Source organism: Kitasatospora sp. NPDC038210, assembly GCF_055600605.1.
Window position 1 is genome coordinate 1 of sequence record NZ_JBVJYK010000085.1, and the last position, 1,428, is coordinate 1,428.

General features: G+C 69.0%; 1 protein-coding gene. It reads left to right on the forward strand.

From position 1 onward, the window contains the following. Window positions 1-204: 204 nt before the first annotated feature. Window positions 205-1,407 carry an IS110 family RNA-guided transposase gene (locus ACZ7KX_RS42690; protein ID WP_470331343.1) on the forward strand — a complete coding sequence of 401 codons (1,203 nt, stop codon included), beginning with the start codon at window positions 205-207 and terminating at the stop codon, window positions 1,405-1,407. The last annotated feature ends 21 nt before the right edge of the window (window positions 1,408-1,428 follow it).

Here is a 1,428-nt window from a genome sequence, read left to right on the forward strand (position 1 = left end):
CCTTAAGAATGTTGGGCGGTCCGGGAGGACCGGGTGTGGCTGATGGCGTGGTTGCCCTTGATGGCTCCAGGAGAATGGCCGCCCGGTCCTCCGGGACGCTCCGACTGCTGATTGAGAACTGCGGGCATCGCTGGTTAAGGACCTGTCGGCGGAGTGTTCCTCGGGCCATGGAGGTGCTGGTCACGGTGGAACGGAGCGCAAGGCTTGAGCGGGTCGCGCGAGCGGATATGGGTCGGCATCGACGCCGGCAAGGGGCATCACTGGGCGGTGGCGGTCGACGCCGAGGGCCGGACGCTGTTCTCGACCAAGGTGATCAACGACGAGGGCCAGATCCTCCAACTCATCGGGGCGGCCCGGGAGAAGGCCGATGAGGTGCGCTGGGCGGTGGACATCTCCGGCAGGGCCAGCGCGCTGCTGCTGGCCCTGCTGATCGCCGACGGCCAGCAGGTCGTCTACGTGCCCGGCCGTACCGTCAATCGCATGACCGGCGCCTACCGCGGCGAGGGTAAGACCGACGCCAAGGACGCCCTGGTCATCGCCGACCAGGCTCGCATGCGCCGAGACTTCGCCCCGATCGAGACGCCGCCGGAACTGGTGTCCACGCTGCAGTTGCTGACCGGCTACCGGCGCGACCTGATCGCCGACCGCGTCCGGCTGATCAACCGGCTGCGGGACCTGCTGGTGGGTATCTGCCCGGCCCTGGAACGGGCCTTCGACTACTCGGCGGCCAAGGGCCCGGTCGTGATGCTGACCGAGTACCAGACCCCGGCCGCCCTGCGGCGGATCGGCGTCAAGCGGCTGACCACCTGGCTGGATCGGCGCAAGGTGCGCAACGCCGCCGACGTCGCCGTCAAGGCCGTGGAGGCCGCCCAGTCCCAGCTCACCGCCCTGCCCGGCGAGGTTCGTGCCGCCAAACTGGTCTGCGACCTGGCCCACCAGCTCCTCGCCCTGGACGAGCGGATCAAGGACAACGACCGGGAGATCCAGAAGACCTTCCGCACCGACGAACGCGCCGAGATCATCGAGTCCCTGCCCGGCATGGGCCCCATCCTGGGCGCCGAGTTCGTCGCCATCGCCGGCGACCTGTCCGGCTACCGGGACGCCGGCCACCTGGCCTCGCATGCCGGCCTCGCGCCGGTGCCCCGCGACTCCGGGCGCCGGACCGGCAACTATCACCGGCCCAAGCGCTACAACCGCCGTCTGCGCTGGCTGTTCTACATGTCCGCGCAGTCCTCGATGATGCGTCCGGGCCCATCGCGGGACTACTACCTCAAGAAGCGCGCCGAGGGGCTGATCCATACTCAGGCCCTGCTCGCGCTCGCCCGCCGCCGAGTGAACGTCCTGTGGGCGATGCTGCGTGACAAGAGGGAGTTCACCTCCGTCCCACCCGTCACGCAGACGGCTTGACACGGTCATTGAGATTCTCCT